Origin of the sequence: Rhizobium sp. TAL182 (assembly GCF_002117725.1) — a bacterium.
Lineage (GTDB): Bacteria > Pseudomonadota > Alphaproteobacteria > Rhizobiales > Rhizobiaceae > Rhizobium > Rhizobium esperanzae.
The window spans coordinates 3,757,816-3,781,574 of sequence record NZ_CP021024.1; the positions used below are offsets into that span (position 1 = coordinate 3,757,816).

Annotated in this window: 21 protein-coding genes; 7 read left to right on the forward strand and 14 right to left on the reverse strand. The window is 61.0% G+C overall.

The window, feature by feature from the left end:
• Positions 1-130 precede the first annotated feature (130 nt).
• The 11 genes from Tal182_RS18855 to ybgC all read right to left on the reverse strand — a co-directional run bounded on the left by Tal182_RS18855 (position 131) and on the right by ybgC (position 12,789).
• Complete coding sequence (locus Tal182_RS18855) at positions 131-970, reverse strand: outer membrane protein (RefSeq protein WP_064804764.1); 840 nt, start codon at positions 968-970, stop codon at positions 131-133.
• A gap of 257 nt (positions 971-1,227) precedes the next feature.
• Positions 1,228-2,580, reverse strand: coding sequence for a phosphoglucosamine mutase (gene glmM / locus Tal182_RS18860; protein ID WP_011426682.1), 1,353 nt, complete (start codon positions 2,578-2,580; stop codon positions 1,228-1,230).
• Between the two features lie 241 nt (positions 2,581-2,821).
• Positions 2,822-4,753, reverse strand: coding sequence for an ATP-dependent zinc metalloprotease FtsH (gene ftsH, locus Tal182_RS18865; RefSeq protein ID WP_064804766.1), 1,932 nt, complete (start codon positions 4,751-4,753; stop codon positions 2,822-2,824).
• Positions 4,754-4,850: 97 nt separating this feature from the next.
• The gene (gene tilS, locus Tal182_RS18870) at positions 4,851-6,311 is read right to left on the reverse strand and encodes a tRNA lysidine(34) synthetase TilS (protein WP_085860393.1); all 1,461 of its coding nucleotides are present in this window, start codon (positions 6,309-6,311) and stop codon (positions 4,851-4,853) included.
• Between the two features lie 11 nt (positions 6,312-6,322).
• Positions 6,323-7,312, reverse strand: a complete 990-nt coding sequence (ybgF, locus tag Tal182_RS18875; RefSeq protein ID WP_085860394.1) for a tol-pal system protein YbgF — start codon at positions 7,310-7,312, stop codon at positions 6,323-6,325.
• A 159-nt stretch (positions 7,313-7,471) separates the two neighbouring features.
• Positions 7,472-8,008, reverse strand: coding sequence for a peptidoglycan-associated lipoprotein Pal (pal, locus tag Tal182_RS18880; protein WP_064804779.1), 537 nt, complete (start codon positions 8,006-8,008; stop codon positions 7,472-7,474).
• Positions 8,009-8,160: 152 nt separating this feature from the next.
• The gene (gene tolB, locus Tal182_RS18885) at positions 8,161-9,471 is read right to left on the reverse strand and encodes a Tol-Pal system beta propeller repeat protein TolB (protein ID WP_085860395.1); all 1,311 of its coding nucleotides are present in this window, start codon (positions 9,469-9,471) and stop codon (positions 8,161-8,163) included.
• Between the two features lie 152 nt (positions 9,472-9,623).
• Positions 9,624-10,766 carry a hypothetical protein gene (locus Tal182_RS18890; protein WP_085860396.1) on the reverse strand — a complete coding sequence of 381 codons (1,143 nt, stop codon included), beginning with the start codon at positions 10,764-10,766 and terminating at the stop codon, positions 9,624-9,626.
• Between the two features lie 8 nt (positions 10,767-10,774).
• The gene (gene tolR / locus Tal182_RS18895) at positions 10,775-11,230 is read right to left on the reverse strand and encodes a protein TolR (protein ID WP_003542730.1); all 456 of its coding nucleotides are present in this window, start codon (positions 11,228-11,230) and stop codon (positions 10,775-10,777) included.
• An 18-nt stretch (positions 11,231-11,248) separates the two neighbouring features.
• A complete protein-coding gene (gene tolQ, locus Tal182_RS18900) occupies positions 11,249-11,968 on the reverse strand; it encodes a protein TolQ (protein ID WP_004671617.1) in 720 nt (239 codons plus the stop codon).
• Positions 11,969-12,333: 365 nt separating this feature from the next.
• A complete protein-coding gene (gene ybgC / locus Tal182_RS18905; protein WP_064811271.1) occupies positions 12,334-12,789 on the reverse strand; it encodes a tol-pal system-associated acyl-CoA thioesterase in 456 nt (151 codons plus the stop codon).
• A 119-nt stretch (positions 12,790-12,908) separates the two neighbouring features.
• Between ybgC and Tal182_RS18910 the strand changes: the two genes are divergently transcribed.
• From Tal182_RS18910 to Tal182_RS18935, 6 genes are all read left to right on the forward strand, one after another.
• Positions 12,909-14,129, forward strand: a complete 1,221-nt coding sequence (locus Tal182_RS18910; RefSeq protein ID WP_085860397.1) for an NAD-dependent epimerase/dehydratase family protein — start codon at positions 12,909-12,911, stop codon at positions 14,127-14,129.
• 303 nt (positions 14,130-14,432) lie between these two features.
• Complete coding sequence (locus Tal182_RS18915; RefSeq protein ID WP_085860989.1) at positions 14,433-15,257, forward strand: glycosyltransferase; 825 nt, start codon at positions 14,433-14,435, stop codon at positions 15,255-15,257.
• Positions 15,254-16,174, forward strand: coding sequence for an NAD(P)-dependent oxidoreductase (locus Tal182_RS18920; RefSeq protein WP_085860398.1), 921 nt, complete (start codon positions 15,254-15,256; stop codon positions 16,172-16,174). The genes Tal182_RS18915 and Tal182_RS18920 overlap by 4 nt, the downstream gene beginning before the upstream one ends.
• A 131-nt stretch (positions 16,175-16,305) precedes the next feature.
• On the forward strand, positions 16,306-16,893 hold the full coding sequence (locus Tal182_RS18925; protein WP_064804790.1) for a 5-formyltetrahydrofolate cyclo-ligase: 588 nt from the start codon (positions 16,306-16,308) through the stop codon (positions 16,891-16,893).
• Between the two features lie 3 nt (positions 16,894-16,896).
• Complete coding sequence (locus tag Tal182_RS18930) at positions 16,897-17,721, forward strand: TIGR00282 family metallophosphoesterase (protein WP_064804791.1); 825 nt, start codon at positions 16,897-16,899, stop codon at positions 17,719-17,721.
• Positions 17,722-17,822: 101 nt separating this feature from the next.
• A complete protein-coding gene (locus Tal182_RS18935) occupies positions 17,823-18,668 on the forward strand; it encodes an MBL fold metallo-hydrolase (protein ID WP_085860990.1) in 846 nt (281 codons plus the stop codon).
• 29 nt (positions 18,669-18,697) lie between these two features.
• Here Tal182_RS18935 and Tal182_RS18940 read toward each other — a convergent pair whose 3' ends face one another.
• A complete protein-coding gene (locus Tal182_RS18940; RefSeq protein WP_085860399.1) occupies positions 18,698-19,201 on the reverse strand; it encodes a pyridoxamine 5'-phosphate oxidase family protein in 504 nt (167 codons plus the stop codon).
• Between the two features lie 141 nt (positions 19,202-19,342).
• Between Tal182_RS18940 and Tal182_RS18945 the strand changes: the two genes are divergently transcribed.
• On the forward strand, positions 19,343-20,089 hold the full coding sequence (locus Tal182_RS18945; RefSeq protein ID WP_064804793.1) for a YebC/PmpR family DNA-binding transcriptional regulator: 747 nt from the start codon (positions 19,343-19,345) through the stop codon (positions 20,087-20,089).
• Positions 20,090-20,163: 74 nt separating this feature from the next.
• Here Tal182_RS18945 and Tal182_RS18950 read toward each other — a convergent pair whose 3' ends face one another.
• Both Tal182_RS18950 and Tal182_RS18955 read right to left on the reverse strand, forming a co-directional pair.
• Complete coding sequence (locus Tal182_RS18950) at positions 20,164-21,165, reverse strand: LLM class flavin-dependent oxidoreductase (protein ID WP_064811278.1); 1,002 nt, start codon at positions 21,163-21,165, stop codon at positions 20,164-20,166.
• Between the two features lie 123 nt (positions 21,166-21,288).
• Positions 21,289-23,604, reverse strand: coding sequence for a methyl-accepting chemotaxis protein (locus Tal182_RS18955; protein ID WP_085860400.1), 2,316 nt, complete (start codon positions 23,602-23,604; stop codon positions 21,289-21,291).
• Positions 23,605-23,759 lie beyond the last annotated feature (155 nt).

A 23,759-nucleotide genomic window follows, 5' to 3' on the forward strand; every position in this document is an offset into this window, starting at 1 on the left:
TATGGATCGGAAGCGTCATAGTCAAGATCGAAGTGTCGCAAGCTGTAGATATTTTGACGCAGGCAAGGTGGCGAAAATGAAAAAGCCGCCCGGAACGAGGGCGGCTTTCTGACGCGATGGTTGACCGGCCCTACTTGTAGACCGGCTGCTGCAGCGGGATTTCCGGCGCCGGCTCGTAGGCGACCGGCTGGGCGCAGCCACCGAAGAGGTAGCGGGCGCCGACGCGGGCTTCATGGGCGCTGAGGCCCCTGTCGCGGCCCGGGCCGCCGTTTTCGGCATAGCCGAACATGTTGCCGCCGTCGATATGCAGGTAACGGTAGCCGACGTCGGCCTTGATGTTGCAGGTCACGTCGATCGAGGCGCCAGCCATAAGCGCATAGGTGAAGCGCCAGTTGCCCCTGCCGCCATGGGTGACCTCATCGTCGCAGAAGCTGCCGTCATCGGCGCAGGCGACGTTGCGCAGGTTTTTCCATTTGACGTAGGAACCGCCGATACCGGCACCGACATACGGCGTCACATAGCCGTAGGTGCCGAGATCGACATAGGCGTTGGCCAGCAGCGTATAGGCGGTGAGCGAAGAGCGGTCGCGCGAGGTGCAATCCACCAGCGGGAAGCCGCACTGCCCGGATGTCGAGCCCTTGAAATCCGCCTGGGTGAGATAGTCGAAGGTCAGATCGGTGCGCAGATAGCTGTTGATCTGATAACCGACACCGCCGCCAACCGTCCATGCGTCGTCGAGATCGGCGTCGTCGAAATCGACCTCCGTGGCGTTGCTGCCTTGGAAATAACGCGCGCCGCGCAGGTCTGTGAAGGCATAACCGACATCGCCGCGCAGATACCAGCCGGTCGCTTCGCTGACAGTCACCTCCGGCGGCTGCTCCGGAATGGGCTCGGCAGGGGCGAGATCCGCAGAATAGGCATTTGTCGCTATCAAGAATGCGGCGAAGATGCCGGACAAGCTTCTTTTCATGGATTTCACTCCAAAATCCCGTTGCGTCGGCAGCTCAGTCGCTGCCAATCTGATACGCTTTGCATGGATAATGAATTGCAAACGTTAAAAGCTGCTTAACCACGCTTGTTTACTTTGATTTCAAGCATCTCAGTCGCATGAAACAGAAGATCGACCGCCTGGTGAAATGGTTTGAGGGGAGATAGACACCACCGATGTGCGCAGTAAAAAAAGCCGGCGCTCACGCACCGGCCTTTTGATTGTTTGTTCTCGCAGGGTCAGGCAGCGGTCCGGACATTCGAGATCGTGCCGATCAGCTCGTTGACGATGCGCTCGATCTGGGCGCGGTCGTCGCCCTCGGCCATGACGCGGATCAACGGCTCGGTGCCGGAAGGCCGGATGACGAGGCGGCCGTTTCTGGCGAGCTCGGCTTCGGCATCGGCGATCGCCTTCTGTACCTGAATATCCTCCAGCGGCTTGCCGCCGCTGATGCGGACATTGCGCAGGAGCTGCGGCACCGGCTCGAAGCGGCGGCAGACTTCGCTGACGGTGCGGCCGGTGCGCTTGACCGCGGCGAGGATCTGCAGCGCCGCGACCAGACCGTCGCCCGTCGTCCCGTAATCCGAAAGCACGATGTGGCCCGATTGCTCGCCGCCGACATTGTAATTGTGCTGGCGCATATGCTCGACAACATAGCGGTCGCCGACCTTCGTGCGGGCAAGCGCCATGCCGCGTTCGTCGAGGAAACGCTCGAGCCCGAGATTGGACATGACCGTGGCGACGATGCCATTGCCGCGCAACTGCTGGCTCTCGGCCCAGCTCTCGGCGATGACGGCCATCAGCTGGTCGCCGTCGACGATCGAACCGTTCTCGTCGATAATGATGACGCGGTCCGCGTCGCCGTCGAGCGCGATGCCGATATCGGCGCGAACCTCGTCAACTTTCTTCTGCAATGCGACGGGGCTGGTGGATCCGCAATTGAGATTGATATTGGTGCCGTTCGGTTCGTTGCCGATGGTAACGACATCGGCGCCGAGCTCCCAGAGCACGGCGGGCGCCACCTTGTAGGCAGCACCGTTGGCGCAATCGATCGCGACCCGCAGCCCCTGCAGCGTCACGTCGCGCGGCAGCGTACGCTTGGCATGTTCGATATAACGGTCATGCACGCCGTCGACGCGCTTGGCACGGCCGATATCGTCGGACTTGGCAAGCTGCGCGTTCAGGTCCTTTTCGAGCAGGTCCTCGATCTCGGCCTCGATGTCGTCCGACAGCTTGTAGCCGTCGGGACCGAAAAGCTTGATCCCGTTATCTTCATAAGGATTGTGCGAAGCGGAGATCATCACGCCGATATCGCAGCGCAGCGAACGCGTCAGCATGGCGACGGCAGGCGTCGGGATCGGGCCTAGAATGAAGGCGTCGAGACCCGCAGCCGTGAAGCCTGCCACCATGGCGTTCTCAAGCATATAGCCGGAAAGACGGGTATCCTTGCCGATCACGACGCGATGACGGTGGTTGCCCCGGCGGAAGATCGTGCCGGCGGCGATGCCGACCCGCATGGCAAGATCCGGCGTCATCGGAAAGACGTTAGATTGACCGCGAATACCGTCCGTACCGAAATAGCGTCTTTTCATCTGCACTCCTGCGCTTTGGCGCGCCATTCAAGGCAGCGCATCGTTCCAAGCAAATCCGGCTTCAGTGGATTGTCGTCAGTCCAGGAGCGTGATTCATGCTTGCTTCTCTTCAGCGGAATGCCACAAATTGCGGCAATCGGCACGTAAATTAGCGAGAAAAATGATTATATCCCGTTACCAATGAAAAAGGCCGGATCTCCCATAGCGGAAATCCGGCCTGTTTTCGAGATCGTCTCGCAGCTCAATGCGGCTGCGGTTCGAGACCGGCTTCGGGCTCATCACCCTTGGTGGCAGGCCGCACGCCAGCCTTCGGAACGGCCGATCCACGACTCGGCGGCGAATCGTCGCCGAGATCGCGGGAGGGCTTCTCACCGCGGATCAGCGCCTTGATCTCATCACCGGTCAAGGTCTCGTATTCGAGCAGACCTTCGGCAAGGGCGACGAATTCGTCGTGCTTTTCCGTCAGGATCGTGCGGGCCTGGGTATAGGCTTCGTCGATCAGGCGTCGCACTTCATTGTCGATCTTCTGCGCGGTGGCTTCCGAAACATTCTTCGATTGCGAAACCGAGTGACCGAGGAAGACTTCCTGTTGGTTCTCGCCATAGGCGACCTGACCGAGCTGATCGGAAAAGCCCCATTGCGTGACCATGGCGCGGGCAAGCTTGGTGGCCTGCTCGATATCGGAAGACGCGCCCGAAGTGATGTTCTCCTTGCCGAAGGTGAGTTCTTCGGCGACACGGCCGCCCATCATGATGCAGAGGCGTGAAACCATCCACTTGTAGCTCATCGAGTAGCGGTCGCCCTCGGGAAGCTGCATGACCATGCCGAGCGCACGGCCGCGCGGAATGATCGTCGCCTTGTGCAGCGGATCGGCGACGGCGACGTTGAGCGCCGTGATGGCGTGGCCGGCCTCGTGATAAGCGGTGAGCTTCTTTTCCGCTTCGGTCATTGCCGAGGAACGGCGCTCGGCGCCCATCATGATCTTGTCCTTGGCGTCCTCGAACTCCTGCATGGTGACGACGCGCTTGTTGCGGCGGGCAGCCATGAGAGCGGCTTCGTTGACGAGGTTCATGAGGTCGGCGCCGGAGAAACCGGGCGTGCCGCGAGCGAGAACCTTGAGGTCGACATTCGGCGCCAGCGGAACGTTGCGGGCATGCACTTTGAGGATGCGCTCGCGGCCGACGATATCCGGGTTCGGCACCACGACCTGGCGGTCGAAACGGCCGGGACGCAGCAGTGCGGGATCGAGAACGTCAGGGCGGTTGGTGGCGGCGATCAGGATCACGCCTTCATTCGCCTCGAAGCCATCCATTTCAACGAGCAACTGATTCAGCGTCTGCTCGCGTTCGTCATTGCCGCCGCCGAGACCGGCGCCGCGATGACGGCCGACGGCATCGATTTCGTCGATGAAGATGATGCAGGGCGCATTCTTCTTCGCCTGCTCGAACATGTCACGTACGCGGCTTGCGCCGACGCCGACGAACATTTCGACGAAGTCGGAACCGGAAATGGTGAAGAAGGGCACGTTGGCTTCGCCGGCGACCGAGCGGGCGAGCAGCGTCTTACCGGTGCCCGGAGGGCCAACCAGCAGCACACCGCGCGGGATCTTGCCGCCGAGACGCTGAAACTTCTGCGGATCACGCAGGAATTCGACGATTTCCTCGAGATCCTGCTTGGCCTCGTCGACGCCGGCGACGTCTTCAAAGGTCACGCGGCCATGCGCTTCCGTCAGCAGCTTGGCTTTGGACTTGCCGAAACCCATCGCGCCGCGGGAGCCGCCCTGCATCTGCCGCATGAAAAACAGCCAGACGCCGAGAATGAGAAGCATCGGCAACAGCGTGCCGAGATAGCTCAAAAAACCCGAAGAACCATCCGTTTCGGGACGGGCGGAAACCAGCACATTCTTCTGCTGCAGGCGATCGAGCAGGCTGTCGTCGATGACAGGCGAATAGGTCTGGAAGGTGGAGCCATTTTCGACATAGCTTCCGGAGACACGGTTGCCCGTGACCACGACTTCCTTCACACGGCCCGCATCAACCTCACGCAGAAACTGCGAATAAGGAATATCGCGGGAGCCCGTCTGCGCCGGCGCCGTCTGAAACATGCTGAAAAGGGCGATCAGCAGAAGCGCGATGATCGCCCACAATGCGAAATTACGTAAGTTAGGGTTCATTGAACTCCCCAGCACTGCAACAGCCGCCTCATGGCGACCGTCTTATTAGGTTCTAACATAGGGTTGCGCCGCGCTATTGCCAAGGCAATCCCCCAAGTCAGATGGTTTTTCCGTCAATACTTCTTAAAGGCAGTCCCGCATAGGGCGCCATCGCGAAAACCGCCGAAAGCCTATCGGCAAAGATGAAATCAAATCGTGTCAAAAAGCGGTCGAAGGGCGCGAAATAGGGCGTCAGTTCAACCATTGAAGCGGATTCCGGGGATAAATAGGCTCCATCTGAGGATAAGGCAGCCGCCGAGGCGATTGCGCGTTTCCATGCCGCCTTGGGAAGATGCTTGCCCCACCCTCCCTCATTCCTGTGCTCGTCACAGGAATCCAGTGCGCCCAAGTCCTTGGGCGCAGAAGACTCTTTACGCATCGATGAGCCATTCACCGCGCCGACGCGCGGTGGCTGGATTCCTGTGACGGGCACAGGAATGAGGGAGGAGCGCGTGGCCTGAGCTTCCACCCTCATGGTCGTTCCTAACCGGTTTTCAACACGGAACCTCCCATCCCAAACTCCAGCCTCCCCCGGCCGCAATACCAGCGGCATTATCCCCCGGTTCTCCCGTGCCAGATAAAGCCCGTCGCGCCTGAGATCGAACACTACCCTGCCGGCGGTCATCCGTCCCGGCCCGCTGCCGGAGGCGAATGCGAGAATACGGTCCATCTGCACCCTGCCCGGCACGAACGGCTGCCCGCCGAACACCGCCGTCAGACGGCCGAGCGTATAATCGAGGACCGCACGGTCCTGCAGCAACCCGTCGGGCATCACCTGCCCAAGCACGCCGCCGTGAAGCTGGAAATGACGATCCAGCCATTCGGCGGCGCGAGACGACAGAGTGAGCCGCTCTTCCCAGGCTGCGCGAATATCCGTCTCCGCCGCAGGATCGGCAGATAGCTGCCGGCGCATCCGCACACGCTCGTACTTGGTATCCTCATTGCTCGGATCGTCGATCCACCGCACGCCCCGCGCCCGCAGGAAAGCGCGGATTTCCGCCCGCGTGGCAAAAAGAAGCGGCCGCAGGACCCACAAGCGCCGGTCGAAGAGCACGGCGTCGGCGATACCGCTCGACAGCTGCTCTGTTCGCATCCCGCGCATCAGCAGCGTTTCGCGCTGGTCGTCCACCGTATGACCGGTGGCAATGAGACTGGCGCCGAGCGCTTCCGCTGCCTCGGCCAGAAGGCTGTAACGGGCCTCGCGGGCAGCGGCCATGATGCCGGTTTTCGGCTTTTCGCCCTGCCATCTAGCGATCATATGGGGAATGCCGAGGGATGCACAGAAGGCTGCGACCTCTCGCGCCTCGTCTGCGGAGCCGGCGCGCAGCGCGTGGTCAACGGTCGCAGCACAAAGGGAAATTTCAAGATGGGGCGCGGCCTTCACGGCTTCATCGAGGAGGAGAAGCAGGCCGCTGGAATCGCTGCCGCCCGAGACCGCGACGAGAATACGCGCAGGACTTCGGAGCGATGCGAGAAACTGAAGGACAGCCTCTCGAGGCGATGCGGCTTCCGGAGACATTCCGGAAGACCTCAGCAGGCGAGGCGTTTTTGTTCGCTTGCAACCTTGCTTATCACGGCGCGTGACGCCTTCGGGTAACGCTTCGAGACTTCGCGCAGGGTCGCGCAGGCCGTCTCCTTATTGTCGAGGGCCGCAAGCGACATGCCGAGCTTCAAGAGCATTTCCGGCGCCTTTTCCGAGCTGCCGTATTTCTGATGCGCGTTGAGGAAAGTCTTGGCCGCCTCGTTGTATTTGCCCTGCGAATAGAGCGCTTCGCCGAGCCAGAAATTGGCGTCCGCCGCCCGCGCACTGCTCGGGTAACGGGCGATGTACTGGTTGAATTCCTGCTCGGCCGTGCCGTAATCGCCTGACAGCACATGGCCGTAGGCTGACTTGTACTGGTCCGACTCGCTCCCAAGCGAGGCCGTCTGCTGTGGCGTGCCGCTGTTGGCATTGGGAATCGGGCCGGAACCGATGGTGGCTTTTTCGTCGACGGAACCGCCGATCGCGTTGCCATTCTGGTCGAAGTCGATCGAGCCGAGCTGCTTCGGCGGCTGACCGAGACCGGTATTATCAGGCACATCGGTGGAGGGAGCCGTTTCGGCCCCCTGCGGTGCTTGAATCACTCTGGCGACGTCGTCGCTGCCGGACGCGGCAGGAGCGGCATCTGTCTCGCTCTTCTTGACGGGAGCCTTGGCGCCACCGCCGCCGGCACCGGTTTTTTCGAGCTGCTGAAAGCGGAATTCATTGTCTTCCTGCTGCTTGCGGATCGTCTCCTGCATCTGCAGGAGTTGGTAGCTCATCTCCTCGATCCGACCGTTCAGCTGCCGCATCTGGTCTTCGAGCTGCTGCACCCGGATTTCCGCATCCCCGCTCTGCACCTTGACGACGGGAGGGGCCGGCTGCTGCTCCGCGGATCGGCCACCGAGATGCAGCCCGAAGAACGAGGCCGAATAAGCCGCTCGTTCACTGCCGGTCATAGCCGCCAGGCACAGCATGCCTGCCACGACAAGTTTCTTCATATGTATCGTCCTGTCCCAGTGATTCTTCGCGCCTTGAGGCACGAACAGGAGATTTTTCCAATTGCTGTCAAAAAGCAACGGAGTCTGGCCAAAGTGTGGTCAAAAAGAAAAGGCGGCCCCTGATGGGACCGCCTCTATAAAACCAATTATAACTGGAAATTACATGCCGGCGCCGCCGAGCACGGTGACCGCGCGGCGGTTCTGCGACCAGCAGGAAATATCGTCGCAGACAGCGACCGGACGTTCCTTGCCGTAGGAAATCGTCTTCATGCGCTGCGCCGGAACGCCGCGGGAAGCGAGGTAGTCCTTGGTGGCAGCAGCGCGACGGGCGCCGAGTGCGAGGTTGTATTCGCGGGTGCCGCGTTCGTCGGCATGGCCTTCAACGGTGATCTGATAGTTCGGGTAACGACCGAGCCACTGTGCTTGACGGTCGAGCGTCTGAGCGGCATCGGCGCGGATTGACGTGGAGTCGGTGTCGAAGAAGATGCGGTCACCGACATTGACCGTGAAGTCCTGGGTCGAGCCCGGCGTCGCGGCGCCTGCGCCGAGACCCATGTCGCCGGCGCTGTTCGGCATGCCGCCGTTCTTCTTGTTGGCGCAACCCGCAAGCGCGAGACCGGCGACGAGCGCGATCATGACGGGGTTGCGGGCGAAATTCTGCATGCGGCTCAGTGCCGGGGTATGAATTCGGCTCATGGCCGGTCTCCTTGCGAGTTCATCAGGGTTTCCGGACAGTAACCGCACTCGGTTAACCGCCCCTCAAAGATTATGGTTAACAATTTACTGATTTGTCCCGTATCGCCCGGTTTCCACGACTTTGAGGCGACATGAAGGCATTGATGCCCTCGCTACTCCAGCAGCGGCGACCAGGCCGGGTCGGAAGCATAGCTCGGCGTCTTCACAAGCTGCTCGTTATAACCGGTCAGATCAATCGAATAGAGTTGCGGGCCACCCGCGCCTGCCGCCTGGCGGAAGAACATCAGCACACGGCCGTTCGGCGCCCAGGTCGGGCCTTCATTGTGGAAGCCGGACGTCAGGATGCGCTCACCCGAGCCATCCGGCTTCATTACGCCGATCGAGAACTTGCCGCCGGACTGTTTGGTGAAGGCGATGAGATCGCCGCGTGGCGACCAGACCGGCGTCGAATAAGAGCCGTCGCCGAAGGAAATGCGGGTCTGGCCGGAGCCGTCGGCGTTCATCACATAGATCTGCGGCTTGCCGCCTCGGTCGCTTTCGAAGCTGACGCGCGCACCATCCGGCGAATAGGAGGGCGAGGTGTCGATCGCGGCCGTCGAAGTCAGCCGTGTCGTCGTGCGCGAGCGCAGGTCCATGGTGTAAATGTTGGAATTGCCTTCCTGCTGAAGGCTCATGATCACCTTCTGGCCATCCGGCGAGAAACGCGGCGAGAAGGTCATGCCGGGGAAGTTGCCGACGACTTCGCGCTGCCCCGTTTCGAGCTGCAGCAGATAGACGCGCGGCTGCTGGTTGGCGAAGGACATGTAGGTGACTTCCTGCCGGCTCGGCGAGAAGCGCGGCGTCAGCACGAGGTCGCTGCCGTCGGTCAGCGTCCGCACGTTGAAGCCGTCCTGGTCCATGATAGCCAGCTGCCGCTTACGCTGCTGCTTGGTACCGGATTCGGAGACGAAGACGACACGGGTGTCGAAATAGCCCTCTTCGCCAGTGATCTGCTTGTAGATCGCATCGGCGATGATGTGAGCCACACGGCGCCAGTTCTCCGGCTGCGTATAGAACTGCTGACCGGTCATCTGCTGTCCGGCAAACGTATCCCAGAGACGGAATTCAGCACGAAGACGGCCATCCGCTTCCTGGGTGACGCGGCCAGTCACCAAAGCTTGAGCGTTGATGACCTTCCAGTCTTCGAAACGCGGTGCCGCGTCCGGATTGGAGATCTTCTCGATGAAGGCCGTCTTATTGATCGGCGCAAACAGACCGGATCGCTGCAGGTCGGCAGCAATGACCTGCGAGATCTGCGCGCCCATATCACCTTGCAGGAAGTCCGTAACCGCGATCGGCAGCGGCTGGATATTACCTTTGTTGATATTGAGCTCGACAAGAGCGTTCGCCGGAGTCGTAAAGGCTGCGGCCCCGACTAGGCCGGCGACGACCATCAGGGCGCGGATGAGGGAACACTTGACCATGTCAAACAAGCCTTTCAGCACTTTATAGGTTCAGTTGGCTGGCGTCGAAGTTCAAAATGACTTCCTTCCAGGCATCGTTTTGTCTATTGGAAACATCGTGTAAGGGAGCTGCATATATAATTGCGCGCAAAATGGCATAAGCTTCTCAGCATCTAGATTCCAAAATCGCTTGCGTCGAAGGTAAGAAGCATTTCGTTCCAGCCGTTCTCGCCTTCATACTTATCTGCTGGCAAGTTCTTGAGAGGAGATGATTTCATGACAGCGCGATAAACGCTGCTCTTAAGAGCTTGACGTGTCGAATCCGGCCCACCTGTCGCAATGACCTCTGGATCGCCAACCACATTCCCAGCTTGATCGAGTTGAAAACGAACCTTAAGCTGCACTTCGCTAGCACCTGCTAGCCCTGAAACAACACTCCAGTTGCTGGAAATCTGGCCCTTTACAGCATCCTCCTCGCTCTGGCTGAGTTTGGTTCCGCTGTTGCTCTTCTTGTTCCCCAGCGAGGCCTCCTGCGTCGAGCGCTTGGCGCCGCCGGCGGAAGGATCGGTCTTGTTCAGCAGAGCCGAAATCTCGTCAGCGTTGAAATCGCTCTTCATCGTCGAAGCCGATTTCGCCACTTCCTGCTTCTTGTCGGCCTTCTTCTTGTCCGTCGGCTTTTCGGCGGCCTTTGGCTCATCCGCCGGCTTTTCAGGCGGCTTTTCGGCAGCTTTTTGGGGCTCCGGCGGCTTTACCTGCGGCTTGAGGACCGGCGTCGGAACCTTGTCCGGCAATGCTTCCGCATCGGGCTTCGGCGGTTCTTCAGGCTTTGCCTGTTCTTCCGGCGGCTTTTCTTCCGGCTTCGGCGGAGTCACTTCGACGGGTTTCGGCGGCGGAATGGAGGCGACCTCCTTCGGCTGCTCGACCTCGGTCTCTTCCTTGTTGACTTCCTTGACGTCGTTCGGCTTCGGATCGGTCGTCGGCAGCGGTTTTTCGCTCGAATTCGCTGCCGCAGCCTCGGTATTGCTCGGCTTTGCGTTCGGAACCGGCGGCGTCTTCAGGTCGACATTGTTGTCGCCGACGTTCTCCGCCGGCTGCGGCATCGGCGGCCGAGTCGTCGGCACGGGCGCGGACGTTTCCTTCTTCGGAGCCGTCTTTTCGCCCTGCTGCATTTGGGTAATGGATTCCACCGGCACGAGATCGACCGGCATCGCCTCGAAATCCTCCACCTTGAAGGATTCCGGAGCGCTGAGCGATACCATCGCCCAGGTCAGCACCAGGCAGTGCAGAACAGCAGATGTGACGACGCTGGTCTTCATCTTGAACGCTATTGGTCCTTCTTCTGCTGCGTCACCAGGCCGATATTCTTGAAGCCGGCGCCCTGGATGCGCGCCATGACGTCGGCGATGACGCCGTAGGGCGCTGTCGCGTCGCCGCGCACGAAGATACGTTCGTTATAGCCGGTAGTGGCGATCGCCTCGAGCTTGGCGGCGATCTCCGCTGCCGGGATCGGCGTTTCCTGCAGGAACACCTCACCGTCGTTCTTGACCGAAATCGTAATCGGCTGCGTCTCGGAATTCAGCGCCTTGGCCTGCGTTTCCGGTAGGTCGATCGGCACGCCGACAGTCATCATCGGTGCGGCGACCATGAAGATGATCAGAAGCACGAGCATGACGTCGACGAGCGGCGTCACGTTGATTTCGGAAATGACGGCCCTGTTCCGACCACCGCGACGGCGGCGTCCGCCGCCCCCGCCGCCATTGCCTCCAACAGCCATACCCATCTGAGAATACTCCGTTGGTTACTGAGCAGCAGCGCGCGGCTGCAGCTTCTCGTCGATCTGGCGCGAAAGTATGGCGGAGAACTCGTCCGCGAAACCTTCCATGCGGGCAGAGAGCTTGCCGGCATCGGCGGAGAATTTGTTGTAGGCGATAACAGCCGGAATAGCGGCGACGAGGCCGATCGCGGTGGCGAGCAGCGCTTCGGCGATACCGGGTGCGACCACCGCGAGGTTGGTCGACTTCGAGCCGGCGATCGCCTGGAACGAGGTCATGATACCTACGACGGTGCCGAAGAGACCGATGAACGGACCGGCCGAACCGATGGTCGCGAGCGATCCCAAACGGGCGCCGAGATATTCGGTTTCACGGGCGAGCGTTACGTCCATGGCGCGGTCGATACGCATCTGCAGGCCGATCGGCGAGCGGGCGCCGCGTTCGAAGGATTTCTTCCATTCGCGCATGGCCGCGACGAAGATCGACGCCAACCCGGTATTGTTGCGCTCCGACAGCGAGCGGTAGAGTTCTTCCAGCGACTGGCCCGACCAGAACACCTGTTCGAACTTGTCGAACTGGCGCCGTGCGCGGCCATAGGCCAGATACTTGTCGATGACGATCGCCCACGTCCAGACCGAGGCCGCGATGAGCCCGAGCATGACGAGCTTGACGACGATGCCGGCCTGCATGAAAAGCGACCAGAGGCTGACGTCCGTCGTGGCTGCTGCCAATCCTACTTGTTCCATTGATCCAAAATCCCCGAATCCAAACGCCCGGCGCTGGACCGGGCGGCACAAAATGATCTCGCAAGAAGTGTCCGGCGACCGCCGCCCAAAGCCCTGGTCAAGCTTCCAAGCTCTTCTTCCGCCTTCTTGCCGTCAAATTTGGTCAAAGGAAGGCGTGCACCGCACAAACTCCGACTTTCCCAGTAAGACACTATTATGGTTAATAGATCGTTAGTGCCGGACTATGACAGCAAGCCTGCGTTCGGAAGATTTTGTTCCATGGGTTACTTGACCGGAACATGGTCCGGCTGCCGAAAGAGCGCTCATCCTGCGGCGCGGCAATTCCTTCACATAAAGTTCAAGTTTTGACAACGCCTGGTTCGGAACTACAGAGGCTGGCTTCCTTCCAGGAATTTTGCCGCCAGCGTTTCCGGCAACCGCCGCGGCCGCCCCTTGGCGTTGATGACGGCAATGATCACCTTGGCTGCAATCAGCAGGGTTTCACCCGAACGGATCTGCTGGTTGAGCACCATCTTGGCGCCTCCGGCCCTTTCCGTATGCGTCAGGATCGTCAGCACATCGTCCATGCGCGCGGGGCTCTTGAAGTCGATCTCCATGCGGTGGACGACGAAGACGAGGCCTTCCTCGTCCGCGCTGACGAGCTCGCGCTGCTCAACACCAAGGCAGCGCAGATAGTCGGTACGGCCGCGCTCGAGGAAGTGCAGGTAGCGGGCGTGATAGACCAGGCCGGAGAAATCCGTATCTTCATAATAGACCCGCTGGATGAGGCGGTGTCCGGCCTCCGTCAGCTCTCCCGAAATGGAAAAAGGGCGTTCCGTCATAATTTTCTCCAAAGTGAGGTGCCCTCTTTGGCGCAACGCTTCGCGGCAGGCAAGCATTGAATGATTGTCATAATTCCTAACTATTCCCGATAATAAGCGACCGATCAGGAGACGATGCGATGAAGATTGCGGTTATGGGCGGAGACGGTTTCATTGGCTGGCCCACCTCGCTCCACCTTTCCGATGCCGGTCACGACGTCCATATCCTCGACAATCTCTCGCGCCGCTGGATCGACACCGAACTCGGCGTTCAGTCGCTCACCCCGATGGATTCGATCCAGGAGCGCACGCGCATCTGGCATGCCGAAACAGGACGCCGCATCCACTTCAATCTGATCGATCTCGCCAAGGATTACGAACTTCTGAAGAAATGGCTTTCGGAACACCGGCCGGATACCATCATCCATTTCGCCGAACAGCGCGCCGCGCCCTATTCGATGAAGAGCGACCGCCACAAGAACTACACGGTCAACAACAATGTCAGCGCCACGCACAACCTCCTGAACGCGCTGACCGAGCTTAATCTCGACGCCCACCTCATCCATCTCGGCACCATGGGCGTCTATGGCTATTCGACTGTCGGAGCTGCTATTCCCGAAGGTTATCTGCCGGTCGGCATCGAGACTGCGGACGGCGAAACGGTCAGCCAGGAGATCCTCTATCCCTCCAATCCAGGCTCGATCTACCACATGACCAAGTGCCTGGATCAGCTGCTCTTCCAGTTCTACGCAAAGAATGACGGCCTAAGGATCACCGACCTGCATCAGGGCATCGTATGGGGCACGCATACCGAGCAGACACGCCGCCACGCGCAGCTGATCAACCGTTTCGATTATGACGGCGATTACGGCACTGTGCTGAACCGTTTCCTCATTCAGGCAGCAATCGGTTATCCGCTGACGGTGCATGGCACCGGCGGCCAGACCCGCGCTTTCATCCACATCCAGGATTCAGTGCGCTGTATCGAGCTGGCGCTAAACAACCCGCCCGCCCGCGGCGCCCGCGTCGAGATCTTCAATCAAATGACGGAAACCCACCGGGTGCGCGACCTCGCCGAGATGATCGCCAGGATGAGCGGCGCCAAGATCGCCTGGCTGCCCAACCCGCGCAAGGAGGCCGCCGAAAACGAGCTGATCGTCCGGAACGAAAAGTTTCTCGATCTTGGCCTCGAACCGATCACGCTGGAAGGCGGGCTGCTGGGCGAAATCGTCGACGTGGCGAAGAAATTCGCCTACCGCGTCGACCGCTCCCGCGTGCCGGCCGTCTCCGCCTGGACCCGGGATATTGCCGCGACGATCAACCACGATCCGGAAGGCAAGCGGCTGAAGTCGGTGTCATGAGTGCTGAGCGATGACGAAGGCTAGAAAGGCCGCGGCTTGCTTCCTATTCTCCCCAGCGGGGGTCCGAAGGACGGGTCGAGACCTCTGGCTCGACCCCGGTCGGTGGCCCGGAGGGTCGAATGAGGGGGCCACACGGTACGCCCTTCACTACCCTTCGCTCGCGCTCAGCGCATTCGCTCCTGTCGGCGCTCGCCCCCTCATCCGCCTGCCGGCACCTTCTCCCCGCTGGGGAAAAGAGGCATGCAGCAACGCCTTGCCGTCTCTCCTCCGCCGGAGCAAGACATATCAAGGCAGTCGAACCCGATGAACCGCTCGCCCGCCTTCGCCTACGTCACCCTCATCACCAACGCTGACTACGCGATGGGCGCCACCGCCCTCGCCCGGTCTCTGCGCCGCACCGGCACCAGCGCCGACGTCGTCGTCCTCCACACCGGCGGCGTCGACGCAGCCGCTCTCGCCCCGCTCAAGACCCTCGACTGCCGCCTGATCCAAGTCGAGCACCTGCCGCTCTCCGATGCCTTCAACGAGCGCCACGCCCGCGGCCATCTCCATTCCGCCGCCCCATTCACCAAAGGCCGCAAGCCGGAGTTCCATTCGCCGCTCGACAATTTCTGCAAGCTCAGGCTCTGGCAGCTCGTCGAATACGAGCGCTGCGTCTTCATCGATGCCGACGCCCTCGTGCTGAAGAACGTCGACAAGCTCTTCCTCTATCCGGAGTTTTCCGCCGCTCCCAACGTCTACGAAAGCCTCGCCGATTTTCACCGGATGAACTCCGGCGTCTTCGTCGCCAAGCCCTCGCATGACACATTCCGAAAAATGCTCGAACGCCTCGACGGGCCGGATGCCTTCTGGCGACGCACAGACCAGACCTTTCTCGAAGCGTTCTTCCCGGAATGGCACGGCCTACCAGTCTATTTCAACATGCTGCAATATGTATGGTTCACCATGCCGGAGCTTTGGGACTGGAAGAGCATTTCGATCGTGCACTACCAATATGAAAAACCGTGGGAAAAGGATCATCCTAAGGCAAAACAGCTACAACCCTTGATCGATCTATGGCACCGTTTACACGAGAGCGGCGATATGCCCGAGATCACGGCGCTGAAAAATCCGGAAGGGACGGCATGAAAGTATTGGTATCCGGGGGAACGGGTCTCGTCGGCCGGTACGTCGTCGAGGAGCTGCTCGCCGCCGGCTATCAGGTGATTGTCGGTGGGCGCCGAGCGCCGCTACCCCGCTTCTTCTCACGCCCGGTCGAGTTCGCAGCACTCTCCCTCGATCCCGAAAAGGATCCGATCGACGTCTTCGACGACGCCTATTTCTTCGTCCACGCCGCCTTTAGCCATGTTCCCGGCAAATATCGCGGCGGTGAGGGTGACGATCCCAAGAGCTTCCACAGATTGAACCTGGACGGCACGGTCCGGCTTTTCGAAGCGGCCAAACGCGCCGGCACGCGCCGTTGCGTCTTCCTGTCCAGCCGCGCTGCCTATGGCGACCACCCGCCGGGAACCGAGCTTGTCGAAACGATGCTGCCAAAGCCGGAGACGCTTTACGGCCAGATCAAACTCGACGCGGAAGGTGCGCTTACCCATCTCTCGGCGCCGGGTTTTGCCGGCGTAAGCCTGAGGGCGACCGGTGTCTATGGCGATCTCACGCCGAACAAATGGGATGATCTCATCGCCGATTATCTCGCCGGCCGGCCTGTCGCCGCTCGCGCTGGGACGGAGGTTCATGGCCGCGACCTCGGCCGCGCGGTGCGGCTGATGCTGGAGACGGAAAGCACCCGCATCTCGGGCGAAGTCTTCAACATATCGGACATAACAGTCGATACGCAGGACATTCTCGCGCCTATCCGCCGCGAAACGAGCGGTCCTCACGCCTTGCCGCTCCCCGCCGACAAGGCTGCCCTCAATCCGATGAACACGGCGAAAATCCGTGCGCTCGGCTGGCTGCCAGGTGGAGCTCCTCTGTTCGAGGAAACGATGCGGCGGCTGGCCGCCGCGCTGCCGGTGTCGCCGCGACACGAATCTGCGCAGGATCGATAGGCATCCTCGTCCGACGATCGGCAACGGTAGACCGATACGACGTGAAACGGGCGCAGCCCTGTCGCAGCCGGCATTTGCATCGGGTCTCCGGCCGGTTATGCTCGGCCGAACCTCTCAATCCGGCAGATCGAATGACCGCAAAAGAACTGAAAGCGCAGTTACGCAACGAACGGCTGTCCGCCCGCGACGCCATTGCTCCTGAAGAGCGCACCTCCAAAAGCCTCGCGATGGCCGATCACGCCGGCGAGGCGGTCGCCTTCGAGCCAGGCACCATCATCTCCGGCTTCCTGCCGATCCGGTCGGAGGCCGATCTCAGGCCGCTGATGGCGCGCTTTGCAGCACGCGGCGCGCGGCTCTGCGTTCCGGCGATCCTCGACAAGCAGACCATCGTCTTTCGTGAGCTGGCGGAAGACGCACCGCTTATCGCGACCGGTTTCGGTACTGTCGGTCCCGCCGAGCACGCCGTTATCCTCGACCCCGAGATCATGCTGGTGCCGCTTTCGGCCTTCGATGTCAGAGGCCATCGCATCGGCTACGGCGCCGGCTACTACGACCGCGCCATCAGCCGACTCAGAGAGAAAGGCCTGCATCCCAAGCTGATCGGCATTGCATTCGACTGCCAGGAAGTGGCACATGTGCCCGACGAGCCGCATGACATAAGCCTGGATGCCATCCTGACAGAAAGCGGCCTTCGCTTTTTTGCCTCTTGGATTGGATAGGGAATGCGGCTGCTTTTTTTGGGTGACATGGTCGGCAAGACGGGACGTACGGCGGTCTGGGACCGCCTGCCCGGCCTGATCTCCGACCTCAGGCTCGATTTTGTCGTCGTCAATGGCGAGAATGCCGCCGGCGGTTTCGGCATCACCGAGGACATCTTTCTGGAAACGATCAATGCCGGCGCCGATGTGGTGACCACCGGCAATCACGTCTGGGACCAGAAGGAAGCGGTCGCCTTTGCCGGACGGCATGATCAGTTTCTGCGGCCGGCCAACTATCCCCAAGGCACGCCCGGCCGCGGCTCCGGCCTCTTCTATGCCCGGAACGGCGCGCGCGTGCTCGTCGCCAACGTCATGGGCCGCGTTTTCATGCATCCGGAGCTCGACGATCCCTTCAAATCGGCCGAAGCGATCCTCGACGCCTGCCCGCTGAAAGAGCAGGCCGATGCGATCATCTTCGATTTCCACGCGGAAGCGACCAGCGAGAAGCAATGCTTCGGCCATTTCGTCGACGGCCGCGCCAGCTTCGTCGTCGGCACGCATACCCATGTGCCGACCGCCGATGCGCAGATCCTGAACGGCGGCACCGCCTATATGTCGGATGCCGGCATGTGCGGCGATTACGACTCCTCCCTCGGCATGGACAAGGAGGAGCCACTCAACCGCTTCATCTCCAAGATGCCGAAGGGCCGCATGGAAGCGGCGAGCGGCCCGGCGACGATCTGCGGCGTCGGCGTGGAGATTTCCGATGCCACCGGACTGGCCGAAAAGATCGCGCCGCTGCGGCTCGGGCCGCGTTTGGCCGAAACGGTGCCGGAGTTTTGGCGGTAATCCAGCCGCTCCAACACGCAATTGTGAGCATCGCTGATCTGGACCGCTGCGACCTCATGACGCATCCTCCGCCGCTATATGAAAGCGCCGGAGCGGGTGGCATGAAGCCGCATTATCTTATCCTCGCTATCGCATGCCTGGCGGCCTTCGCCGCATCAGATCCTGCCCAGGCACAGGAGCAGCGCTCGCCGGCCAGCCAGTGCCAGGCAATCGCTGAGAATATGCCCAAGGCGACCTTCGCCAGTTTTTCCGGTGCCCCGGCGCCGATGCGGGCCGTATCCGAGGGCGAGGATGTGAAATTCACCTATCTCGGCCATTCCACCTTCGAAATCGAGACACCCGGCGGCATCATCATCGCGACGGATTATAATGGCTGGTACAGGCCGGCGGCGACCCCCGATGTCGTCACGATGAACAAGGCTCATACGACCCACTTCACCCTGACGCCTGAGCCCGACATCAAGCATGTGCTCCACGGCTGGAGCGACGCGCCGGGCGAGAAGGCCAGCATCAATCTCGTCGTCGGCGATGCCTATATCCGCAATGTCACGACGGATATCCGCTTCAGCTACGGCCTCGGCGGCTCGCAGGAGGATGGAAACTCGATTTTCATCTTCGAAATTGCCGGTCTCTGCATCGGCCATCTCGGCCATCTGCATTACGAGCTGACGGATAGTCATTATACCGAAATCGGCCGCCTTGACGTCGTGATGGTGCCCGTCGACGGCGGCCTGACCATGGGCGCCGACAGCATGAGCCGCGTCATCAAGCGGCTGCGCTCGTCGCTGATCCTGCCGATGCACCGCCGTGGCCCGCCGGTCAATGCCTTCGTCTCCATGTTCGGAAAGGACTTTGATATCACTTATGCGCCTGATGACAGCCTCACCGTCTCCATGCGCACGCTTCCAAAGAAGCCGCTGATCTATGTGATGAAGGGCGTGCAGTAAAGCCCGGCGGGTCCCCCAAACCTTGCTGATCAAGCAAATTGCAGGTGGCGTTTGACGCCGACGTCGGGCATTTTGTCGTCGTCGAGATTGGCCTTGGCGATCTCCCAGCCGAATTTCAGCGTGCTGCCTGTCGAAACCCAGATCTCGGCGTCATCGACATGCAGCGAAAGCATGGTGAGTTTCGGGTCTTTCTTGCCGCCGTCATACCAGGCCGCAACCATCGAACTCCAATATTCCTCGATCTTGGAAGGGTCGTTACGCACCTCGATCACGCCGGACAGGCAGGCGTGATAGTCGTGATCCCTGCCGATCACGCAGAAATGCGCGCGGCTGCCGGGCTTGATGGCGCGAACGATGTCGGCGTCGGTCTTGGTGTAAAACCAGATCGTGTTGGTGGTCGGGTCGGCATGCGGCGCCATCGGCTGCATGTGCATATCAAGCCCGGAAATACCGAGCATGCCGGCATGAACACCGTTGACCTGATCCCAAAGCTGACGTGCTGGTTGCTCCCGCGCCTCGCTGAGACTTGCCATGACCGTTCCTTTCCATTGAATGGAGTTCGGTTGAAACGTCATCCCCTCGCCTTTGTTCCGAAATGCTTTTCCCTTGAACAGGTGCGGTTTCGCTCTTATAAGGCGCCCCATTCCGAACAATGAGACGTGAACAGGGGTGCCATGGCTGGCCATTCACAGTTTAAAAACATCATGCATCGCAAAGGCCGTCAGGATGCCGTGCGGTCGAAAATGTTCTCCAAGCTTGCGCGCGAAATCACCGTTGCCGCCAAGGCCGGCCTGCCCGACCCGACGATGAATGCCCGTCTTCGCCTGGCGATCCAGAACGCCAAGGCCCAGTCCATGCCGAAGGACAATATCGACCGCGCCATCAAGAAGGCAGCCGGCGCCGATGGCGAAAACTACGACGAAGTCCGCTACGAGGGCTACGGCCCCGGCGGCACGGCGATCATCGTCGAGGCCCTGACCGACAATCGCAACCGCACCGCCTCCAACGTCCGCTCGATCTTCACCAAGGCCGGCGGCGCTCTCGGCGAGACCGGCTCCGTGTCCTTCTCCTTCGACCATGTCGGCGAAATCACCTACAAGCTTTCCGCAGGCGACGCCGACAAGGTCATGGAGGCCGCGATCGAAGCCGGCGCCGACGACGTAGAGACCGACGAAGAGGGCCACTACATCACCTGCGCCTTCGAAGCCCTCGGCGAAGTCTCGAAAGCACTGGAATCCGGGCTCGGCGAAGCCGAAACCGTCAAGGCCGTCTGGCGTGCCCAGAACAATGTGCCGGTGGACGAAGAAAAAGCCCAGTCGCTGATGAAGCTCATCGACAGCCTGGAAGATGATGACGACGTGCAGAACGTCTATTCTAACTTCGAGGTCTCGGAAGAAGTGCTGGCCAAGCTCTCGGCCTGACTTCAAAATGATGTTCCATGAAAAACCCGGCCGCGACGCCGGGTTTTTTGTGCCGAGCCGCGCGTTGCGAATCCCTACGCGGGCACGCGCATGAAGTTTCCCAGGCCCGCGAATAGTTCCACCGATCTCAGCCGCGCCTCGATATCATGGATTGGCATGGAGATGATCACCTCGTCGGCCTGCGTTTCCTTGAGAAACGCCGTCAGTTTTGCCTCTGCCGTCTCCGGTGATCCCACAACAGCATAACGCAGCGTGTGTTCGACGTTCATCTTCTCCATCGGCGACCAGAACGCCTCCATATCCGTCACCGGACGTGGGAACGGACCGCGGACATTGCGGCGCAGGTTGACGAACTGCTGCTCGGCGGAGGTGAAATGATAGCGCGCCTCCTCGTCCGTCGCCGCCATCGCGCCCATGACGCCGACCATCACATAGGGCTTGTCGAGCGTTGCCGAGGGCTGGAAGCGGTCGCGGTAGATCGCGATGGCGTCGAGCAGCATATCAGGGGCAAAATGCGAGGCGAAGGCATAGGGAAGCCCGAGCATCGCCGCAAGCTGGGCGCTGTAGAGGCTGGAGCCGAGCAGCCAGATCGGGATATGCGAACCATTGCCGGGCACCGCAAGGATCGCCTGATTCTCGACCGGAGTGCCGAGAAGCTGCTGCAATTCCACTACGTCGTTCGGGAAACTGTTCGCGCCGGCCTCGAGGTTGCGCCGCAGCGCCTGTGCCGTGCGCATATCCGTTCCCGGCGCCCGCCCGAGCCCAAGATCGATACGGCCGGGAAAGAGCGCCTCCAGCGTGCCGAACTGTTCGGCGATGACGAGCGGCGAATGGTTGGGCAGCATGATACCGCCGGAACCGATGCGGATGCGTTTTGTTGCGGCCCCGACATGCCCGATGACAACGGCGGTCGCCGCACTGGCGATGCCAGGCATGCCGTGATGCTCGGCAAGCCAGAAACGCTTGTAGCCGAATTCTTCAGCCTTCTGAGCCATTCGCGCCGAGCTTTCGAGCGACTGGCGCACGGTGCTGCCTTCGGCAACGGGAGAAAGGTCGAGTATGGAAAAGGGAACCATGGAAACCTGCCGGGCAGTTGAACGATGCCGTCTATGTAGGTTGGCGCCCCCCCATTCCAAACCGTGCAGGCAAACAAAAGGGCCGCGCGACGGCGGCCCTTGTCGAATATCGCAAGCGACGCCTCACCGGTGACGGCGCAATACATGCAACTCGGCGCTCGGCCGGTAATGCCCATCCGGCAGCGTGAAATTGCCGAGCTGGCGGTCCATTTCCAGAGCTTCCGTCGCCAGCCGGTGGATCGCCGCCGTCGTCTCCTCGACCATTGAGGCGTTCTGCTGCGTCATCGCGTCGAGTTCGGCCACGGCGTTGTTGATCTCGCGCAGCGTAGTGGCTTCCTCGCGGGTCGATTCCATGATCTCGTTGATCTGCCCATTGATCGCTTCGACATGGGCGCCGATGCCCGTCAACGCAACGCCCGCTTTTTCGACGAGCGCGACGCCGCTTTCGACCTCACGCGTCGACTTCTGCAGCAGGCTGGAAATTTCCTTGGCCGCACTCGACGAGCGTTGGGCGAGCTCCCGGACTTCCATGGCGACGACGGCAAAGCCCTTGCCCGATTCCCCCGCGCGCGCCGCTTCAACGCCGGCGTTGAGCGCCAGCAAGTTGGTCTGGAAGGCGATATCGTCGATGACAGAGATGATGGTGTTGATCTGGCGCGAGGAGTTCTGGATCGCCTCCATCGCCGCAATCGTCTCGCGCATGATCTGGCTGGAACCGGTCGTCTCCTTCTTGGCGTCGCGGGCGATGCGCTCGGCCTGTTCTGCCCTCTCGATCTGGCGGCGAACGGACTGGGTAATGGCGCTGATCGCATTCGCCGTCTCGGTAATCGAGCCGGCCTGACGTTCGGTGCGCCCCGCAAGCTCGTCCGCACCGGTGCGCATCTCTTCGGAGCCGGCGCGCACCGCCATCGAGTTGCCGCCGATCGCCGTCATGGTTTCGCTGAGTGTGGCGAGCGCCTCGTTGAAATTGACACGCAGGCTTTCGAGTTCGTTCGGGAAGCGAGTATCGATCTGATAGGCGAGGTCGCCGCCCGCCAGATGATGCAGCCCCTCGTCAATCGCCTCGACCACCTGCTGCAGCGTCTTCGCCTCGGCCTCGCGCTCGGCGAGGTTCTGCTGACGGTCGTGCTCGGCCTGCAGGCGCGTCTCTTCGCTGGCGGCTTCGAGTTCGCGGCTTTCGATCAGCGACTGGCGGAAGCGGGCAAGCGCGTTGGCCATCGTGCCGATCTCATCCTTGCGGTTCAGGCTGCCGATCTCGCTGTCGAGCTTGCCGTCGGCGACGTCGCGGGTGACACCGGCAAGCCGCGCCAGCGGCGAAAACAGGAAATTGGTGACCAGCCCGGTCGCGATGGCCATGACGACGAGCACGCCGATGCCGATCATCGTCAGCAAAGTGGCGATCTCCAGCGAGCCGGCATTGAGTTCGCTGAGCAGCACGCTTTCGACCACGAGGAAGCGGTCGCCGCGATAATCGATGCCGCGGACATAGGCGCGCGCTGAGCCGTCCGTCCTGTTGAAATCGGCCACCGTCATCGCCGAACTGGCAAGCGCGTCCTTGATGAAGGTGAAGGGAGCGGCATCGAGCGTCGCAAGTTTGCCGCTCGCATCGAGACCGATCGCTGAACCATCGGCAGAGACGATCGCCGCCCGCGCGGTGCTGCCCTGAACAATCCCCTTTGCCAGGATGCTGGCGACGATGTCGTCACGCACCTTGAACAGGATGATGCCCTTGGCCGCGCCGAGCTTGACGATCGGCACGGCATAGAAGATCGCCGACCTGCCGCTGGCCGCATCGACGCGGAGCCCGGAAAAGCCTGTCGGTGCGGCATCATCGGTCGCCTTGGCGGTATTCTCGATCGCCTTGGCGAAGGCGATGCCAGCGCCGGTCGTCTTCCAGGCGTCCGACTTCAGATTCTCGGCGAAGTCGTCTTCCTTCTTGTAGGAATAGAGAACGGAACCATCGAGATCGGCGATCAAGAGATCGCTGAAAGCAGTGTCTTCGAGGTCGCGGGCGACTTCGCCCTGCGTCTTTTCATGGTTCGAATAATAAAAGCCGCTCGGCGCTTCAGGCTTCATCAGCTTCTCGCGCTGATCGGCCGGGTTGGGATTGGCCGTGATGAAGACTTTCTTCAGCTCGGCGCGGGCATCGCCGGAGGTCTTCTCGATGGTCTTCCAGCCGCTCTTCAGGCTGGTGATCGACATCTGCAGCGCCTCGATGCGGGCAATGGAATTGGCCTGGTTCTCGAGCTGCGCCAGCTGGTCCTGCAGCATGTCGCCGCGGAAGATCAGCACGCTCTCCTTGGCCTTCAGCGCCTGCTCGTCTGAGATGCGGCTGCTGGCGAAATAGGCGAGCACGTCGATCACCGCGATCGACAGCACGGTCATCAGGATGAATGTGGCAATGACCTTGAAGGACAGGGATTGAAATCTCTGAGCCATGTACGACGAACCCCTTCTGAACGCGTCTGCCGGCGCGGGCAGGCGGCATGAGCCTGATCGACCGATCTTCAAACAGAACCTCGGGGGCTTATCTCTTTGCGACACGAGACCCCCTTCGTATTTGACACTAGAATTCAAGCATCTGTTTTAATTCG

Excerpts from the sequence above, each read along its gene's own strand:
- Tal182_RS18855 (WP_064804764.1), bottom strand. The coding sequence starts at position 970 with ATGAAAAGAAGCTTGTCCGGCATCTTCGCCGCATTCTTGATAGCGACA.
- glmM (WP_011426682.1), bottom strand. The coding sequence starts at position 2,580 with ATGAAAAGACGCTATTTCGGTACGGACGGTATTCGCGGTCAATCTAAC.
- ftsH (WP_064804766.1), bottom strand. The coding sequence starts at position 4,753 with ATGAACCCTAACTTACGTAATTTCGCATTGTGGGCGATCATCGCGCTT.
- tilS (WP_085860393.1), bottom strand. The coding sequence starts at position 6,311 with ATGTCTCCGGAAGCCGCATCGCCTCGAGAGGCTGTCCTTCAGTTTCTC.
- ybgF (WP_085860394.1), bottom strand. The coding sequence starts at position 7,312 with ATGAAGAAACTTGTCGTGGCAGGCATGCTGTGCCTGGCGGCTATGACC.
- pal (WP_064804779.1), bottom strand. The coding sequence starts at position 8,008 with ATGAGCCGAATTCATACCCCGGCACTGAGCCGCATGCAGAATTTCGCC.
- tolB (WP_085860395.1), bottom strand. The coding sequence starts at position 9,471 with ATGGTCAAGTGTTCCCTCATCCGCGCCCTGATGGTCGTCGCCGGCCTA.
- Tal182_RS18890 (WP_085860396.1), bottom strand. The coding sequence starts at position 10,766 with ATGAAGACCAGCGTCGTCACATCTGCTGTTCTGCACTGCCTGGTGCTG.
- tolR (WP_003542730.1), bottom strand. The coding sequence starts at position 11,230 with ATGGGTATGGCTGTTGGAGGCAATGGCGGCGGGGGCGGCGGACGCCGC.
- tolQ (WP_004671617.1), bottom strand. The coding sequence starts at position 11,968 with ATGGAACAAGTAGGATTGGCAGCAGCCACGACGGACGTCAGCCTCTGG.
- ybgC (WP_064811271.1), bottom strand. The coding sequence starts at position 12,789 with ATGACGGAACGCCCTTTTTCCATTTCGGGAGAGCTGACGGAGGCCGGA.
- Tal182_RS18910 (WP_085860397.1), top strand. The coding sequence starts at position 12,909 with ATGAAGATTGCGGTTATGGGCGGAGACGGTTTCATTGGCTGGCCCACC.
- Tal182_RS18915 (WP_085860989.1), top strand. The coding sequence starts at position 14,433 with ATGAACCGCTCGCCCGCCTTCGCCTACGTCACCCTCATCACCAACGCT.
- Tal182_RS18920 (WP_085860398.1), top strand. The coding sequence starts at position 15,254 with ATGAAAGTATTGGTATCCGGGGGAACGGGTCTCGTCGGCCGGTACGTC.
- Tal182_RS18925 (WP_064804790.1), top strand. The coding sequence starts at position 16,306 with ATGACCGCAAAAGAACTGAAAGCGCAGTTACGCAACGAACGGCTGTCC.
- Tal182_RS18930 (WP_064804791.1), top strand. The coding sequence starts at position 16,897 with ATGCGGCTGCTTTTTTTGGGTGACATGGTCGGCAAGACGGGACGTACG.
- Tal182_RS18935 (WP_085860990.1), top strand. The coding sequence starts at position 17,823 with ATGAAGCCGCATTATCTTATCCTCGCTATCGCATGCCTGGCGGCCTTC.
- Tal182_RS18940 (WP_085860399.1), bottom strand. The coding sequence starts at position 19,201 with ATGGCAAGTCTCAGCGAGGCGCGGGAGCAACCAGCACGTCAGCTTTGG.
- Tal182_RS18945 (WP_064804793.1), top strand. The coding sequence starts at position 19,343 with ATGGCTGGCCATTCACAGTTTAAAAACATCATGCATCGCAAAGGCCGT.
- Tal182_RS18950 (WP_064811278.1), bottom strand. The coding sequence starts at position 21,165 with ATGGTTCCCTTTTCCATACTCGACCTTTCTCCCGTTGCCGAAGGCAGC.
- Tal182_RS18955 (WP_085860400.1), bottom strand. The coding sequence starts at position 23,604 with ATGGCTCAGAGATTTCAATCCCTGTCCTTCAAGGTCATTGCCACATTC.